We start from the raw sequence: 13,999 nt of genomic DNA, 5'->3' as shown, positions 1-13,999 counted from the left end.
GACGCTCAGGTACGCTCGAGGGCGTTGACCAGGTCGTGGAAGGCTTCGCGGTTGGAGTCGTTCAGGCCCATGAGGATCTTGTGCGCTTCGAGCACCTTGGAGCGCACCACGTCCTCGTTCTGATCCTGCGACGGCAGGTCGGTCAGGCACTCGGGGCACGGGATCGGCCGGTCAACGATGTTGAACACCTGGTCGAAGCCCATCGACTGCAGCAGGCGGGTGATGTCGGCATGGGTGGTGACCACCGTTGGCAACAGCCCGACCTTTTGCCGCGACAGGATCGAGAGCTTGGCCAGCAAGCCCAGGGTGGTGCTGTCGATGCTATGGGTTTCTGTCAGATCGATGACGATCGCCGAGAAATTCAGCGCCGTGAAGATCTTTTCAATCGTCGCATCCAGCGCCGAACACAAGGTCAGGCGCACTTCACCGACAAACTTCAGCACGAAGGTGCCATTCTGCTCGGCGAACTGGATTCTACCCGTACTCATTGAAGGTTCCTGCTCAACACCAATAGGGCGATATCATCCGGCATCTCCCCAAGCGTAGCTAATCCGAATCGTTGGCGCAGCCCATCCAGACTACCGCCTGCGGCCTTGATGATTTCAGGCAGGGCCGCCTCTTTATCTTTGAGTGTGTCACCGGGCAAAAGGTCCAGAATGCCATCAGATAGCAGGGTCAGGCTGAACTGCGGCGGCAACTCCAGGACATGGTCCTGGTAGGTCGCCTCCTCGAACAAACCGACCGGCAATCCGCGGCCTTCCAGGTAACGGCTCTGGCTCGGGGTGTAAAGCACTGGCAACGGCAGGTGACCACCGATGCTGTAGGTCATGATACCCGTATCTTCGTCGATCACACCGCCGACCATGGTCACATGCTTGCCCAGCTTGCAGTTGATCAGGCCGCGGTTGATGTGCCCGAGCACTTCCGAGGGCTTGAAGTCGCGCAGCTTGCCGCCGCGCTTGAATTCGAACAGCAGGCGCGTGGTCATGAACTTCAGCAGCACGGTGACGAAGGCTGATGAAGCGCCATGCCCGGAAACGTCTGCCAGATAAAAGGCAATGCGCCGGTCATCGACACGGAAATAGTCGGCAAAGTCGCCCGACAGGTACAACGACGGAATGATCTGGTGCTCGAACGACAGGTCGTCGGCCACCCAGGGGCTTTCCGGCAGCATGTTCATCTGCACCTGACGCCCGGCGGTCTGGTCTTCCTGCAGCAGGTGCAGGCTGGCCTCAAGCTCGCGGTTGGCAGTTTCAAGCTTTTCCCGGTAGCGCTGGTTTTCCAGCACCAGGCGCGCGCGGTCCAGGGCCCGGCGAACCGAATGCTCGAGGACTGCGAGGTCTTCGAGCGGCTTGATCAGGTAGTCGGCCGCGCCCAGGCGCAGGGCCTCGACGGCGTCGTTCATCACCCCGGCGCCCGATACCACGATCACCGGCAGTTCCGGCGCGCGCTCGGTCACCTGGCGAATCAGCTCCAGGCCGCCCATTTGCGGCATGCGCAGATCGCAGATCACAAGATCAGGGTGTTCCTGTTCGAAGACCTGAAGGCCCTGCTGGCCATTGCTTGCCTGCAGGACGCTGAAACCGCTGTCTTCCAGGTAGGCGGCAAGACTCGCACGTACGACGTCGTCGTCATCGATTATCAGCAGCGTTGCACTGGTTTTCTGCATGTGGGCAAACGGCGCCAGGAATAGGTTGGGCGTAGGTGAGCATCGGCCCACGTACTGGATTCACTTCGAGCTACTCTTCTATGAGTTGTAGGACATGAAAACCTGTCCGGCAAATAGCAGAGGTGCCTTGTAAGGCGCAGACGGTACTCCCATCCGCCGGGCGTTTCAAGGGCACACCGATGGTCGCCGATGCTCTTTACAGCCGAAAGCACCGGGAGTTATAAAAACCCCTCCAACCGCAACGCAATGAAAGGATGCAGACATGAGTTCAGTACACACGAACTACAGCGAGAAGCGCGATTTCATTCGCATGCGGGTGGACGCAGATATCAGCCTGATCCTCGAGGATCAAGTCATCGCCGCCGTCTGCCTGGACCTCTCCAGCAGTGGCATGCAGGTCCAGGCGCCGCATCAGTTCAAGGTCGGCGATAGCCTCGAGGTACGGATCGATTCCGAGCACCAGGCGCTGCAGGGCCTGGAAGCGAGCGCCGAGGTGGTATGGATTGCCGACCAGGCGGGCGGCGAACAGAAGCTTGGCCTGCGCATCCTGAAGATGAAATAAATGCAGACACAAAAAAAGGCGACCTGAAGGTCGCCTTTTGTTTACCCGCGCGGATCAGAAGTCGTCGACGACTTCACCATCCTTGACCTTGAATTCGCGATTTTGCAGATAAGCATTGCGAATGAAGATGTATTTGTCGCCATTGATCAGCTTTTCTGCCGACAGCAGGCTGGCGCGGGTGTCGACCACATCGACGGCGGCAGCGGTGTTGCGGGTCGGCACATGATCGATGTAGCGGTAGGGTTCGGTGTAGGTGTCCGGGTACTTGGCGATCGCGTCGCGCACGGTGCTCGGGCCGAGCAACGGCAGCATCACGTACGGGCCACTGCCCACGCCCCAGTAGCCGAGGGTCTGGCCGAAGTCTTCGTCGTTGCGCTGCAGGCCCATCTTGGTACCGACATCAAAGAACCCGCCAATACCGAAGGTGGTGTTGACGATCAGCCGCGCGGTGTCGACGCCGGCCGCGTGCGGCTTGAGTTGCAGCACGTTGTTGGCCAGGTTGGTGACGTCGCCCAGGTTACGGAACATGTTGTGGATGCCGTCTTCGAGGAACTGCGGGGTGACCGCCTGGTAACCCTTGGCCAGCGGCTTGAGCGCATAGGTGTCAACCGTGTCGTTGAAGCGGAAGATCGGCCGGTTGATGCTTTCCCAAGGGTCTTCTTCCGTCGCCGCCTGAGCCGCGATTACCGGCGCCACCAGCAGACCGGCACAGACACAGGCCCGGGTCATCCGATCGATCAGGCCGATCCTACGCATAAAGTTACTCCTCGAACTAGGGCAGACGCTGGGCGTCCTGTGCCGAAAAATGAAACTAGTATAAAGCCTGTACCGCAGTTAAGCAGCTTGGCATAAACAGCGCCGCTAAAATGTGAACGACTGTGTATCGGTCGCGTCACCAAAAGGTCACAAACCCAGCGTAGCCTGCAGGTTATTTCAGGGACGTTGCCATGTCAGACTCCCCCGCCATCACTGCCTTGCTGTTTGGCTTGCGCGGTTGCCTTGTAGATGAGCACGCCAACCCTGAATCCCCTTGCCCTACCCCGGGCGCGCTGCCCACCCTTGACTGGCTCCACCAGCAAAAGGTTCCTTGTGCCTGGTTAGATGAGCTTCCGGCCGCAGACGGCACACTGCTTGCCAGCCCGTTGCCGGCCTGGCTGCACGCCTATCCCGCCTGTACAACGCCCTGGCCGGCACCCGACGCCTGCTGGCAGGCGCTGATGGGCCTCAAGGCGGACAAGCTCGAGGGTTGTGTGCTGGTCAGCGGCGAGCCGCGCCTGCTGCAATCGGCCCTCAACGCCGGGCTGTGGACCATCGGCCTGGCCTCTTGCGGGCGCAACAGCCAGCAGTGGCAGGCGCTGAGCGCACAGGAGCAGGAACGCAGGCGTGGCCAGGCCACCTTGCAGCTGTTCAGCCTCGGCGTGCATTCGGTGATCGATCACCTGGAAGCCCTGGCCGACTGCCTGGCCGATATCGGCCAACGCCGGCGCAAAGGCGAAAAACCCTGAAACAGCGCCATTGATCAGGGTCATGCAAAGCACCGGCCGGTGGATTACTCTAGTAGACAGGGTATGGACCTTTCACCCGCTGCCGGGGTCCATGACTGTGCCTATTCATAGAGGGAGTACACCCATGCCTGCCCGCGAACTGCAAGAGCAACTCAATGAGCTGCGCGAGCAACTGGAGCAAAATCCGCCGCTTTCCGAAACCGAGCGTAAACACCTGCATGAGCTGATGCAGCAAATCGAGGCAAAGCTCGAGCTGGAAGCTGCAAGCCCTGATAACGATCTGGTCGATAGCGTCAACCTGGCTGTGGAAACCTTTGAAGCCAACCACCCCAGCTTGACCGGCATCTTGCGCCGACTCGCCGTAAGCTTGCACAGCATGGGCATCTAAGCCCACCTGAATAAAAAAGCCCCGTCATCGAACGGGGCTTTTTCGTTACTGGCGAACCAGTCGCAGGTTCGCCAGGGTCACCTGGCCGGTGCTGCGGTACGGGTTGATATCCAGCCCGCCGCGGCGCACGTAACGGGCGTAGACCGTCAGGTGCTCGGGGTTGAGCAGGCGCTTGAGGTCGAGGTAGATGCGCTCGACGCACTGCTCATGAAAGTCGGCATGCTGGCGGAAGCTGATCAGGTAGGTCAGCAGGCTGGCATGGTCCAGCGCCGCGCCACGGTAATGCACAGTGACGCTACCCCAGTCCGGCTGGCCCGTGACCGGGCAGTTGGACTTGAGCAAATGGCTGTGCAGGGTCTCTTCAACGATGTTGGCGCTGTCGCACCGCAGCAACTCCGGCTGAGGCTGCTCGTAATTGCTGATGCTGATATCCAGCTCATCGATGCACACACCCGGCAGGCCGACCACGCCCTGCCCTTCGACTTCGGCCAGGCTGCGGATCTGCACGCCCACCGGCTTGCCGGCGGCAGCGGAGAGGTCCTTGACCAGGCACGCCTGCAGCGCTGCGGGCGATTCGAATACGGTCTGGTTCAGCGAGTTGAGGTACAGCTTGAACGACTTCGACTCGATGATGTTCGGCGAATCGGCAGGGATGGCGAACTCGCCGATGGCCACCATTGGCTTGCCCGACGGCAGCAGCCAGGACAGCTCGAAGCAGTTCCAGAAGTCGACGCCCAGCCATGGCAGGGTTTCGGCGCTGACGCCCAGCTCGGCCCATTTTGCTGCCCGCGGGATCGGGAACAGCAGCGAGGGTGTGTAGGTGCAGACGTATTCGCTGGATTTACCCAGCGGAGAATGTTCGGCGGCAGGATGCATGGCTAAAACCTGTAGGAGCAAATGCGCCTAGTTTATCGGTTTTAAGCCATGCTTTGGGCAATCGGCTGTTATTGGCCGATGGTCAGCCTGCCGACCATGCCGGCCTGGTAATGACCGGGGACGTTGCAGGCGAACTCGATTGGCGTCGACTGGCTGAAAGTCCACGTCAGTTCGGCGCTTTTGCCCGGTTCGACCATCACCGTGTTCGGGTCGTCATGCTGCATGCTCGCGCCTTGCTTCATGCTGCCATGGTTCATAGTGCCGTGGCCCATGCCCGAATGATCCATCTGGCCTTGCATGGCGAGCATTTCTTTCTGATGCTTGGCATGCATCAGCGCATCACCCAGGCTGAACTCATGGACGACCGCACCCTTGTTGACCAGCACGAAGCGCACGGTCTCCCCGGCCTTGACCTCAAGGCTGCGCGGCGCGTAATACATGTCGCCCATCACCACCTCGACAGTGCGGGTGGCCTTGCTCGCGGGCGCAGGTTGCCCGAAGGCGTAGGAATGCGCGGGCGATGCCAGGACCGGAAGGCTGAACAGCGCCAGGGCGCCGACGATATAAAGCTGTTTCATTTCAAGCCCACTCCAGGGTTGCGACGATTCAGGCTTCACTGTAGAAAACCGCCGCTGGCAGTCACCTGACAAAAAGATTACAACTTTGTCAGCTTGGCCACCCGGCACGCCCGGCGCGGTATAACCCTCCGGCAATCCACGCTAAAGAGCCAGCCGATGAAACTGTTGATCGTCGAAGACCAGACCAAGACTGGCCAGTACCTGTGCCAGGGCCTCAGTGAAGCGGGCTTCGCCACCGAGCTTGCCAGCGACGGCAACACCGGCCAACACCTGGCCCTGACCGGCGACTACGATTTGCTGATCCTGGATGTCATGCTGCCCGGTCGCGATGGCTGGCAGATCCTCCAGGCCGTGCGCGCTGCCGGCCTGGAAATCCCGGTGCTGTTCCTCACCGCCCGCGACGCCGTCGAAGACCGCGTGCACGGCCTGGAACTGGGCGCCGACGATTACCTGGTGAAGCCTTTTGCCTTCTCCGAACTGCTGGCGCGGGTGCGCAGCCTGCTGCGCCGTGGCAGCAGCCCGGCGCAGGAAACCAGCCTGGGCCTGGCCGACCTGCGCCTGGACCTGATCCGCCGCCGGGTCGAACGCGCAGGCCAGCGCATCGACCTGACCGCCAAGGAGTTCGCCCTGCTCGAACTGCTGCTACGCCGCCAGGGCGAGGTGCTGCCAAAATCGCTGATCGCCTCGCAGGTGTGGGACATGAACTTTGACAGCGACACCAACGTCATCGAAGTGGCGATCCGCCGCCTGCGCCTGAAGATCGACGATGCCCACGACAACAAGCTGATTCATACCGTACGCGGCATGGGTTATGTGCTTGAAGAGCGCAGCGCCTGATGCGGCGCCTGTCCCTCGGCAGCCGCCTGGCGCTGCTGTTTGCCGCCTGCACTGCAGTGGTGTCGCTGAGCGCCGGCATCCTCTTCAGCCGCGCCAGCGCCACCCACTTCATTGAGCTCGACCAGCAATTGCTCAACAGTCGCCTGTCGCTGTTGCGCCAGATGCTCGAAGGGGTAGATGACCCGGCCAGCCTCGCCCTGCGCCTGCCCGCCCTGCAAACCGAACTCAGCCACCAGGCCGACCTTGCCGTGCGCATTCGTGGCCGTGACGGGCGTACCTGGTTCGACAGCCAGACAGGCCTGCCCGATTCACCGCAGGTGCTCGGCCTCAGCACCCTGTACAGCAGCGGCATCGACTACCGCAGCCTGTGCGTCAACCTCAACGACGGCGACGCGCAGCTGACGCTGTTTCTCGACATCACCCACCACCAGCATTTCCTCCAGCGCATGCAACAGTTGATCTGGCTTACCGTCGGCCTCTCGGCGCTGGCGACCGCACTGCTCGGGGCCTGGGCCGCACGCAGCGGGCTGCGACCATTGCGGCAGATGGGCGAAGTGGCCTCGAGGGTGTCGGCGCGCTCGCTGACCACGCGCTTGCCCGAAGGGCAAATGCCGCTGGAGCTGGCGGAACTGGCACAGACCGTCAACGCCATGCTCGAACGCCTGGACGATGCCTTCCAACGCCTCTCGGCGTTCTCTGCCGATATTGCCCACGAGCTGCGCACGCCGCTGTCCAACCTGCTGACCCACACCCAGGTGACCCTGACCCGGCCGCGCAGCCTGGATGAATACCGCGAGGCGCTGCACAGCAACCTCGAAGAACTGCAATGGATGGCGCAACTGGTGAACGACATGCTCTACCTGGCCAAGGCTGACCACGGCTTGCTGATGCCCAGCCGCCAGCAACTGGCGCTTGAAGACGAGGCCGATGCCTTGCTTGAGTACTACGCACCGCTCGCCGAAGAAGCCGAGGTGACCTTGAGCCGCGAGGGCCAGGCGCCGCTGACAGGCGACCGGCACATGCTGCGCCGGGCGCTGTCCAACCTGCTCGACAATGCCTTGCGCTTTACCCCGGCCGGCGGCGAGATTCGCGTCACGCTTGAACAGCTGGAAGGCCTGGTGCGGCTGCAGGTGGCCAACCGTGGTGAGCCGATTGCCCCGGCGTTGCTGCCAAAGCTGTTCGACCGTTTCTATCGCGCGGACCCGGCGCGGCGCGAAGGCAGTAGCGAGCATGCGGGATTGGGACTGGCGATCACCCGCTCGATTGTGCAGGCGCACGGCGGGAGTATTCGTGGGGAGTCGGCTGGGGGCTGGACCCGATTTGTGGTCGATTTGCCGACGGTGTGAATACTATCGCGGGGCAAGCCCGCTCCTACAGCCGGTGTAGGAGCGGGCTTGCCCCGCGAACAGCCATCACTCGTAACGCAAGGCGTACGCCGGCTCTACCTGCGATGCCCGCCACGCCGGATACAGCGTCGCCAGGAAGCTCATGATCAGGCCGGCACTGCAGATCAGCGCCACGTCGCCCCACTGCAGCTCCGACGGCAAGGTGCTGATGAAGTACACGTCCGAGGTAAAAATGTGCTGGCCGCTGACCCGCTCCAGCCAGCCGACGATCTGGCTGACGTTCAGCGCTGCGATCACCCCGAGCACGCCGCCGATCAAGGTACCGACGATACCGATCAAGCTGCCCTGAACCATGAAGGTGCCCATGATCTGCGCCGGCGTCGCGCCGATGGTACGCAGGATGGCGATATCGGCACCCTTGTCGTTGACCACCATGATCAGCGTGGCAATGATGTTGAACGCCGCCACGGCGATGATCAGCAGCAGCAACAGGCCGATCATGGTCTTTTCCATCTTCATCGCGCTGAACAGGCTGCCCTGGGTGTGGGTCCAGTCATCGGCGCGGTACTGCTCGCCCAGGCTCGCGGTAATCGCCTTGGACACCTGCGGCGCGGCATACAAATCTTTGACCTTGAGGCGCACGCCCTGCACCTGGTTCGGCGCCCAACGCTGCATCTGCGCGGCGTCGGCCATGTGCATCAGGCCCAGCGAGCCATCCAGCTCGGCGCCGACCTTGAATACCCCGACCACGTTCAGGCGCTGCATGCGCGGGGTGATGCCACCCGGTGCGCTGCTGACTTCCGGCACGATCAGGGTCAGCTTGTCGCCAACATTGAGGCGAAAACGCCGTGCGGTGATTTCACCGATAACCACGCCGAACTCGCCCGGCTTGAGGTCTTCGAGGCTGCCTTGAACGATATGCTGGGCCACGATCGACACCTTGCCCTCCTCGGCCGGGTCGATGCCGCTGACCTGGATCGGCTGCATCGAGCCCTTGTAGGAGAGCATGCCTTCCATTTCGGTCAGTGGCGCAGCAGCGATCACTTCAGGGTTCTTCAAGGCTTGGGCCGCCACCGGCCGCCAGTCATCCAGCGGCTGGGCACCGAGCACGCTGGCGTGCGGCACCATACCGAGGATGCGCGAGCTCATTTCACGCTGGAAGCCGTTCATCACCGACAGCACCACGATCATCGCCAACACGCCCAGGGACAGGCCGATCATCGAGGTCATGGAAATGAACGAGATGAAATGGTTGCGGCGCTTGGCGCGGGTGTAGCGCGCGCCGATGAAAATAGACAAGGGTCTGAACATGAACGAAAGCACCCGGGTAAAGAAAAGGAACCAGGTGCCCGCCTGAACGCGGCGGGCACGTTGCGCGGGCAATCAGATCGGTACCAGGTGCCCGTCATCCAGGCGCAGTACGCGGTCCATCTGGCGCGCCAGGTTGAGATCGTGGGTCACCACCAGGAAGGCCGTTTGCGAAGAACTGCTGAGCTCCTGCATCAAGTCCTGGATACCCTGGGCGGTATGGTGGTCGAGGTTGCCGGTGGGCTCGTCGAGCATCACCAGCCCCGGCCGGTTGACCAGTGCCCGGGCGATGGCTACGCGCTGACGCTCGCCACCGGACAGCTCGGCCGGCTTGTGGCTCAGGCGATGGCCCAGGCCGACGCGTTTGAGCAGCGCTTCAGCGCGCTCACGGGCTTCGGGGATGGCCGTGCGCCCGATCAGCAGTGGCATGCACACGTTCTCAAGCGCGGTGAATTCCGGCAGCAGGTGGTGGAACTGGTAGACGAAGCCCAGGGCGCGGTTGCGCAGCAGGCCGCGGGCGCGCTCGCCCAGTGCCGAGAGTTCTTCGCCGGCCAGCCAGACGCTGCCTTCGGTAGGGGTATCGAGGCCGCCGAGCAGGTTGAGCAAGGTACTCTTGCCCGAACCTGAACTACCAACGATCGCCACCCGTTCGCCCGGGTGCAGCTCCAGCTGCAAGCCGGACAACACCTGGACCTTCTCCGGGCCTTCCTCGTAGGACTTGCCCAGGTTGCGGCAACTCAGCACTGCTTTATCACTCATGCCCAACTCACTCATAACGTAGCGCCTCCGCAGGCTGGGTGCGTGCCGCACGCCAGGCCGGATACAGGGTGGCGAGGAAACTCAGGACCAATGCCGCACCGCAGACCATCCACACGTCCTCGGCCATGATCTGCGAAGGCAGGTAGTCGATGAAGTAGACGTCGGCATTGAGGAACTTGTGCCCGATCAGGGTTTCGATCCCGGCAATCGCGGCGCTGACGTTGAGCGCGGCGAAGATACCCACCAGCGCGCCGATCAGGGTACCGACCACGCCGATCACCGTGCCCTGGACCATGAAGATGGCCATGATCTGCCCGGGCGTCGAACCCAGGGTGCGCAAGATGGCGATGTCGCCCTTCTTGTCGTTGACCACCATCACCAGGGTGGAAATGATGTTGAACGCCGCCACCGCGACAATCAGCAGCAACAGCAGGCCGATCATGGCTTTTTCCATGCGGATCGCCTGGTACAGGTTGCCGTGGCTGCGGGTCCAGTCGCGGGCGTAGAACTCCTGCTCGCCCAGCTTCTGGGCGATGTCCCAGGCAACCCGGGGGGCCTGGAACAGGTCGTCGAACTTCAGGCGCAGGCCCTGGACCTGGTCGGCATTCCAGCGGTGCAGGCGCGACAGATCGGCCAGGTTGGTCAGGCCCAGGTAGCCGTCGATTTCACCGGCGCCGACATGGAAGATGCCGACCACGGTAAAACGCTTCATGCGCGGGAACATGCCGGCCGGGGTCACGGTGACCTCGGGAGCGACGAAGGTCAGCTTGTCGCCAATACCGACGCCCAGCTTGGCCGCGGCCTTGTCGCCGATCATGATGCCGAAATCGCCGGGGGCCAGGTCATCGAGCTTACCCTCCCGGATAAAGTCGTCGATGATCGAGACCTTGCGTTCCTGGGCCGGGTCGATACCGTTGAGCAGCACCTTCTGCACCTTGCCGTCATGAGTCAGCAGGCCCTGCATCTGAGTGAAGGGCGCCACCGCCAGAACCTGCGGGTTCTGCTTTACTTGACTGGCAAGGGCCGGCCAGTCGTTGATCGGCTGGCCGGTTTCCAGTGTGGCGTGGGGCACCATGCCCAACACCCGGGTGCGCATCTCGTGATCGAAGCCATTCATGACCGACAACACCACGATCATCACGACAACGCCCAGGGCGAGGCCGATCATCGAGGTCAGGGAAATGAACGAGACGAAGTGGTTGCGACGCTTGGCACGGGTATAACGCGTGCCGATGAATACGAAGAGAGGTCTGAACATGTCGGGGCTTGTTCGGATGAAAGAGGAACGTCCTTGTGGCGGGGCTTGATTAGCAGCTTTACACTCAGACCACCGCCGCTACCATGGGTTCGCCATGTCGACATTAGATGAAGAAGATCGCCGCGAATACTACCGTATCGAGGATCGGATCGCACTGGAAATTAGCCCGTTGAGCGCCGCCGAAGCGCTTGGCACGGACTTGTTGCAAGATACTTCACCGCTGTTCAACTTGCTCGGTGAACTGCACCTGAGCGAGTTCGAATCCCAGCACCTGCTGCGCCAGCTCAGTGACAAGGACCGCACCCTGGCGGCCTTTCTCAAGGCCCAGAACAAACGCATCGACCTGCTCAGCGCAGTGGTCGCGCAGACCTTGCTCGGGCAACTGAGCGCGCCACAGGCAGTGGTGCTGTCCGAGGGCGGCATCGAGTTCAACCAGGCCGAGCCGCTGGCGGCCGGCGCCCGCGTGGCGGTGAAGATGGTGCTGATGCCCCAGGCCCTGGGCCTGCTGCTGCGCGCCAAGGTCACCCATTGCGACCGTCAGGCCGACGGTCAGTACGAGATCGGCACCGAGTTCGTCGACACCACCGATGCCCAGCGCCAGCTGCTGGCCCGCTACATCCTGCAACGCCAAGCGCAACAACGACGCCAGGCCCTGGAAAACGACCCAAGCGCCTCCTGAGTTTCACTTATTTGTTGAAGGAACAGACGTGACCACGATTTACGGCCACCGCGGCGCCAAGGGCGAAGCCCCCGAAAACACCCTCGCCAGCTTCCAGCAGTGCCTCGGGCACGGCGTGCGTCGCTGCGAGCTCGACCTGCACCTGTCAGCCGACAACGAACTGATGGTGATCCACGACCCGAGCCTCAAGCGCACCACCGGCCGGCGCGGCAAGGTGGTTGAACACAGCGCGGCTGATCTGGTGACCTACGACGCGCGCAAGGGCGGCCCGGGCTGGGTTTCGCCCTGCCCTGTCCCGCGCCTTGAGGAGCTGTTTGAAAAGTGCGATTTCGAGCACTGGCAGCTGGAGGTCAAGAGCGCCTCGCGCACCCGCGCTGCCACCACCGTGCTGGCAATCCGCGAAATGGCCCAGCAGTTCGGCCTGCTAGACAAGGTCACCATCACCTCGAGCTCTCGGGAAGTGCTGGGCGCAGCGCTGGAGCTGACGCCGGATATTTCCAGGGGACTGGTCGCCGAATACGCCTGGCTCGACCCATTGAAGGTCGCCCAGAACTATGGCTGCAACTTGCTGGCGTTGAACTGGACACTGTGCACCCCCGAGCGCCTGGTCAAGGCCCAGCGCCAGGGTTTGCACGTGTCGGTGTGGACAGTCAACGAGCCGGCGCTGATGCGCAGGCTCGCCGACTTCGGCGTAGACAGCCTGATTACAGACTTTCCCGGTTTGGCCAGCGCCACCCTCGAGAATCGCTGAAATCGGTCTCCCCGGCCGGCTCAGGCCACCGGCCGGAGCCGCTCAAAAAAGCCGGTTGAGGCCGTCGTAAGCCGCTACCCGATAGGCTTCGGCCATGGTCGGGTAGTTGAAGGTGGTGTTGACGAAGTACTTCAGGGTATTGCGCTCACCCGGTTGATCCATGATCGCCTGACCGATGTGCACGATCTCCGACGCCTGGTAACCGAAGCAGTGCACGCCGAGGATTTCCAGGGTTTCGCGGTGGAACAGGATCTTCAGCATGCCTTGCGGCTCACCGGCGATCTGCGCCCGGGCCATGCTCTTGAAGAAGGCCTTGCCCACTTCGTAAGGCACTTTGGCCTGGGTCAGCTCCTGCTCGTTCTTGCCGATCGAGCTGATCTCCGGAATGGTGTAGATACCGGTCGGTACGTCGTTGACGAAGCGCCAGCTGCCGTTGTCGACGATGCTGCCGGCGGCCGAACGGCCCTGGTCGTGGGCGGCACTGGCCAGGCTCGGCCAGCCGATCACGTCACCGGCGCCATAGATGTTCGCCACGTGGGTGCGGTAGTTCTCGTCGACTTCGATCTGGCCACGGCTGTTGACCTTGATGCCGATGTTCTCCAGGCCCAGCTTGTCGGTGTTGCCGGTACGGCCGTTGCACCAGAGCAAGGCATCGGCCTTGATCTTCTTGCCGGATTTCAGGTGCAGGATCACCCCGTTGTCCAGGCCTTCGACACGCTCGTACTCTTCGTTGTGGCGAACGGTGATGTTGTTGTTGCTGAAGTGGTAGCTCAACGCCTGGGAGATTTCCGAGTCGAGGAAGCTCAGCAACTGGCCGCGGTTGTCTACCAGTTCCACCAGCACACCCAGGCCACTGAAGATCGAAGCGTACTCACAGCCGATCACGCCGGCGCCGTAGACGATCAGTTTGCGCGGGGTGTGACCGAGGCTGAGGATGGTGTCGCTATCGTAGATACGCGGGTGGTGGAAATCGATATCGGCCGGGCGATACGGGCGCGAGCCGGTGGCGATGATGATGTGCTTGGCCACCAGTTTCTCGACCACGCCGTTGGCGCAGACCACTTCGATGGTTTGCTCGTCGGCGAAGCTGCCGGTGCCGAAGAACACGTCGACGCGGTTGCGCGCGTAGTAGCCGGTGCGCGAGGCAACCTGCTTGGAGATCACCTTCTCGGCGCTTTTCAGTACGTCAGGGAACGAGAACCAGCGCGGCTCACCAATAGCCCGGAACATCGGGTTGGTGTTGAACTGCATGATCTGGCGCACCGAGTGACGCAGGGCCTTGGACGGGATGGTGCCCAGGTGGGTGCAGTTGCCGCCGACCTGGCGACGGCTATCGACCATCGCCACCTTGCGTCCTGCTTTGGCAGCATTCATTGCCGCCCCTTCTCCTGCGGGGCCGGAACCCAGCACCACTACGTCGTAGTTGTAGACAGCCATGCGTACTCCTTCAGAACAGGCCCGCGCGCCACATCGGCGGGCGGGG

16 protein-coding genes are annotated in these 13,999 nt (G+C 62.3%); 7 read left to right on the top strand and 9 right to left on the bottom strand.

Annotated elements, in window-relative coordinates; all coding sequences use genetic code 11:
• Positions 1-5: 5 nt before the first annotated feature.
• Positions 6-488 (bottom strand): anti-sigma factor antagonist RssC, encoded by a 483-nt coding sequence (rssC, locus tag F8N82_RS06265; RefSeq protein WP_038994382.1) that lies wholly within the window; start codon positions 486-488, stop codon positions 6-8.
• A complete protein-coding gene (gene rssB / locus F8N82_RS06260; protein WP_038994380.1) occupies positions 485-1,669 on the bottom strand; it encodes a two-component system response regulator RssB in 1,185 nt (394 codons plus the stop codon). The genes rssC and rssB overlap by 4 nt, the downstream gene beginning before the upstream one ends.
• A gap of 262 nt (positions 1,670-1,931) precedes the next feature.
• Here rssB and F8N82_RS06255 point away from each other — a divergent pair, with 262 nt between their 5' ends.
• The gene (locus F8N82_RS06255) at positions 1,932-2,231 is read left to right on the top strand and encodes a PilZ domain-containing protein (RefSeq protein ID WP_038994378.1); all 300 of its coding nucleotides are present in this window, start codon (positions 1,932-1,934) and stop codon (positions 2,229-2,231) included.
• 54 nt (positions 2,232-2,285) lie between these two features.
• Here F8N82_RS06255 and F8N82_RS06250 read toward each other — a convergent pair whose 3' ends face one another.
• Positions 2,286-2,987 (bottom strand): MlaA family lipoprotein, encoded by a 702-nt coding sequence (locus tag F8N82_RS06250; RefSeq protein ID WP_038994376.1) that lies wholly within the window; start codon positions 2,985-2,987, stop codon positions 2,286-2,288.
• A gap of 191 nt (positions 2,988-3,178) precedes the next feature.
• Between F8N82_RS06250 and F8N82_RS06245 the strand changes: the two genes are divergently transcribed.
• Both F8N82_RS06245 and F8N82_RS06240 read left to right on the top strand, forming a co-directional pair.
• Positions 3,179-3,736 carry a hypothetical protein gene (locus F8N82_RS06245; RefSeq protein WP_038994374.1) on the top strand — a complete coding sequence of 186 codons (558 nt, stop codon included), beginning with the start codon at positions 3,179-3,181 and terminating at the stop codon, positions 3,734-3,736.
• A gap of 124 nt (positions 3,737-3,860) precedes the next feature.
• A complete protein-coding gene (locus F8N82_RS06240) occupies positions 3,861-4,124 on the top strand; it encodes a DUF4404 family protein (RefSeq protein ID WP_038994372.1) in 264 nt (87 codons plus the stop codon).
• A 45-nt stretch (positions 4,125-4,169) separates the two neighbouring features.
• Here F8N82_RS06240 and queF read toward each other — a convergent pair whose 3' ends face one another.
• Both queF and F8N82_RS06230 read right to left on the bottom strand, forming a co-directional pair.
• Positions 4,170-5,000, bottom strand: coding sequence for an NADPH-dependent 7-cyano-7-deazaguanine reductase QueF (queF, locus tag F8N82_RS06235; RefSeq protein ID WP_038994370.1), 831 nt, complete (start codon positions 4,998-5,000; stop codon positions 4,170-4,172).
• 68 nt (positions 5,001-5,068) lie between these two features.
• The gene (locus tag F8N82_RS06230) at positions 5,069-5,578 is read right to left on the bottom strand and encodes a cupredoxin domain-containing protein (protein ID WP_038994368.1); all 510 of its coding nucleotides are present in this window, start codon (positions 5,576-5,578) and stop codon (positions 5,069-5,071) included.
• Positions 5,579-5,734: 156 nt separating this feature from the next.
• On the opposite strand from F8N82_RS06230, the gene F8N82_RS06225 reads away from it, so the two are divergent.
• Together F8N82_RS06225 and F8N82_RS06220 are read left to right on the top strand one after the other, a co-directional pair.
• Positions 5,735-6,415, top strand: a complete 681-nt coding sequence (locus F8N82_RS06225; protein WP_038994366.1) for a heavy metal response regulator transcription factor — start codon at positions 5,735-5,737, stop codon at positions 6,413-6,415.
• A complete protein-coding gene (locus tag F8N82_RS06220) occupies positions 6,412-7,761 on the top strand; it encodes a heavy metal sensor histidine kinase (protein ID WP_038994364.1) in 1,350 nt (449 codons plus the stop codon). The genes F8N82_RS06225 and F8N82_RS06220 overlap by 4 nt, the downstream gene beginning before the upstream one ends.
• A gap of 66 nt (positions 7,762-7,827) precedes the next feature.
• On the opposite strand, the gene F8N82_RS06215 is transcribed toward F8N82_RS06220, so the two are convergent.
• The 3 genes from F8N82_RS06215 to F8N82_RS06205 all read right to left on the bottom strand — a co-directional run bounded on the left by F8N82_RS06215 (position 7,828) and on the right by F8N82_RS06205 (position 11,086).
• Entirely contained in the window at positions 7,828-9,072 is a 1,245-nt protein-coding gene (locus F8N82_RS06215; RefSeq protein ID WP_038999248.1) for a lipoprotein-releasing ABC transporter permease subunit, read from the bottom strand.
• Between the two features lie 72 nt (positions 9,073-9,144).
• Entirely contained in the window at positions 9,145-9,828 is a 684-nt protein-coding gene (lolD, locus tag F8N82_RS06210) for a lipoprotein-releasing ABC transporter ATP-binding protein LolD (protein ID WP_176470402.1), read from the bottom strand.
• 7 nt (positions 9,829-9,835) lie between these two features.
• Positions 9,836-11,086: a lipoprotein-releasing ABC transporter permease subunit gene (locus tag F8N82_RS06205; protein ID WP_038994360.1), complete on the bottom strand. Its 1,251-nt coding sequence runs from the start codon at positions 11,084-11,086 to the stop codon at positions 9,836-9,838.
• A 94-nt stretch (positions 11,087-11,180) separates the two neighbouring features.
• Here F8N82_RS06205 and F8N82_RS06200 point away from each other — a divergent pair, with 94 nt between their 5' ends.
• Together F8N82_RS06200 and F8N82_RS06195 are read left to right on the top strand one after the other, a co-directional pair.
• A complete protein-coding gene (locus F8N82_RS06200) occupies positions 11,181-11,765 on the top strand; it encodes a PilZ domain-containing protein (RefSeq protein ID WP_038994358.1) in 585 nt (194 codons plus the stop codon).
• A gap of 28 nt (positions 11,766-11,793) precedes the next feature.
• Positions 11,794-12,516, top strand: a complete 723-nt coding sequence (locus tag F8N82_RS06195) for a glycerophosphodiester phosphodiesterase (RefSeq protein WP_038994356.1) — start codon at positions 11,794-11,796, stop codon at positions 12,514-12,516.
• Between the two features lie 42 nt (positions 12,517-12,558).
• Here F8N82_RS06195 and sthA read toward each other — a convergent pair whose 3' ends face one another.
• Positions 12,559-13,953 (bottom strand): Si-specific NAD(P)(+) transhydrogenase, encoded by a 1,395-nt coding sequence (sthA, locus tag F8N82_RS06190; protein ID WP_038994353.1) that lies wholly within the window; start codon positions 13,951-13,953, stop codon positions 12,559-12,561.
• Positions 13,954-13,999 lie beyond the last annotated feature (46 nt).

The organism is Pseudomonas fluorescens, assembly GCF_902497775.2.
GTDB lineage: Bacteria > Pseudomonadota > Gammaproteobacteria > Pseudomonadales > Pseudomonadaceae > Aquipseudomonas > Aquipseudomonas putida_F.
The sequence above is the reverse complement of the archived record's forward strand: the minus strand, read 5'-3'. Positions and strand labels throughout refer to the sequence as shown.

Excerpts from the sequence above, each read along its gene's own strand:
- rssC (WP_038994382.1), bottom strand. The coding sequence starts at position 488 with ATGAGTACGGGTAGAATCCAGTTCGCCGAGCAGAATGGCACCTTCGTG.
- rssB (WP_038994380.1), bottom strand. The coding sequence starts at position 1,669 with ATGCAGAAAACCAGTGCAACGCTGCTGATAATCGATGACGACGACGTC.
- F8N82_RS06255 (WP_038994378.1), top strand. The coding sequence starts at position 1,932 with ATGAGTTCAGTACACACGAACTACAGCGAGAAGCGCGATTTCATTCGC.
- F8N82_RS06250 (WP_038994376.1), bottom strand. The coding sequence starts at position 2,987 with ATGCGTAGGATCGGCCTGATCGATCGGATGACCCGGGCCTGTGTCTGT.
- F8N82_RS06245 (WP_038994374.1), top strand. The coding sequence starts at position 3,179 with ATGTCAGACTCCCCCGCCATCACTGCCTTGCTGTTTGGCTTGCGCGGT.
- F8N82_RS06240 (WP_038994372.1), top strand. The coding sequence starts at position 3,861 with ATGCCTGCCCGCGAACTGCAAGAGCAACTCAATGAGCTGCGCGAGCAA.
- queF (WP_038994370.1), bottom strand. The coding sequence starts at position 5,000 with ATGCATCCTGCCGCCGAACATTCTCCGCTGGGTAAATCCAGCGAATAC.
- F8N82_RS06230 (WP_038994368.1), bottom strand. The coding sequence starts at position 5,578 with ATGAAACAGCTTTATATCGTCGGCGCCCTGGCGCTGTTCAGCCTTCCG.
- F8N82_RS06225 (WP_038994366.1), top strand. The coding sequence starts at position 5,735 with ATGAAACTGTTGATCGTCGAAGACCAGACCAAGACTGGCCAGTACCTG.
- F8N82_RS06215 (WP_038999248.1), bottom strand. The coding sequence starts at position 9,072 with ATGTTCAGACCCTTGTCTATTTTCATCGGCGCGCGCTACACCCGCGCC.
- lolD (WP_176470402.1), bottom strand. The coding sequence starts at position 9,828 with ATGAGTGATAAAGCAGTGCTGAGTTGCCGCAACCTGGGCAAGTCCTAC.
- F8N82_RS06205 (WP_038994360.1), bottom strand. The coding sequence starts at position 11,086 with ATGTTCAGACCTCTCTTCGTATTCATCGGCACGCGTTATACCCGTGCC.
- F8N82_RS06200 (WP_038994358.1), top strand. The coding sequence starts at position 11,181 with ATGTCGACATTAGATGAAGAAGATCGCCGCGAATACTACCGTATCGAG.
- sthA (WP_038994353.1), bottom strand. The coding sequence starts at position 13,953 with ATGGCTGTCTACAACTACGACGTAGTGGTGCTGGGTTCCGGCCCCGCA.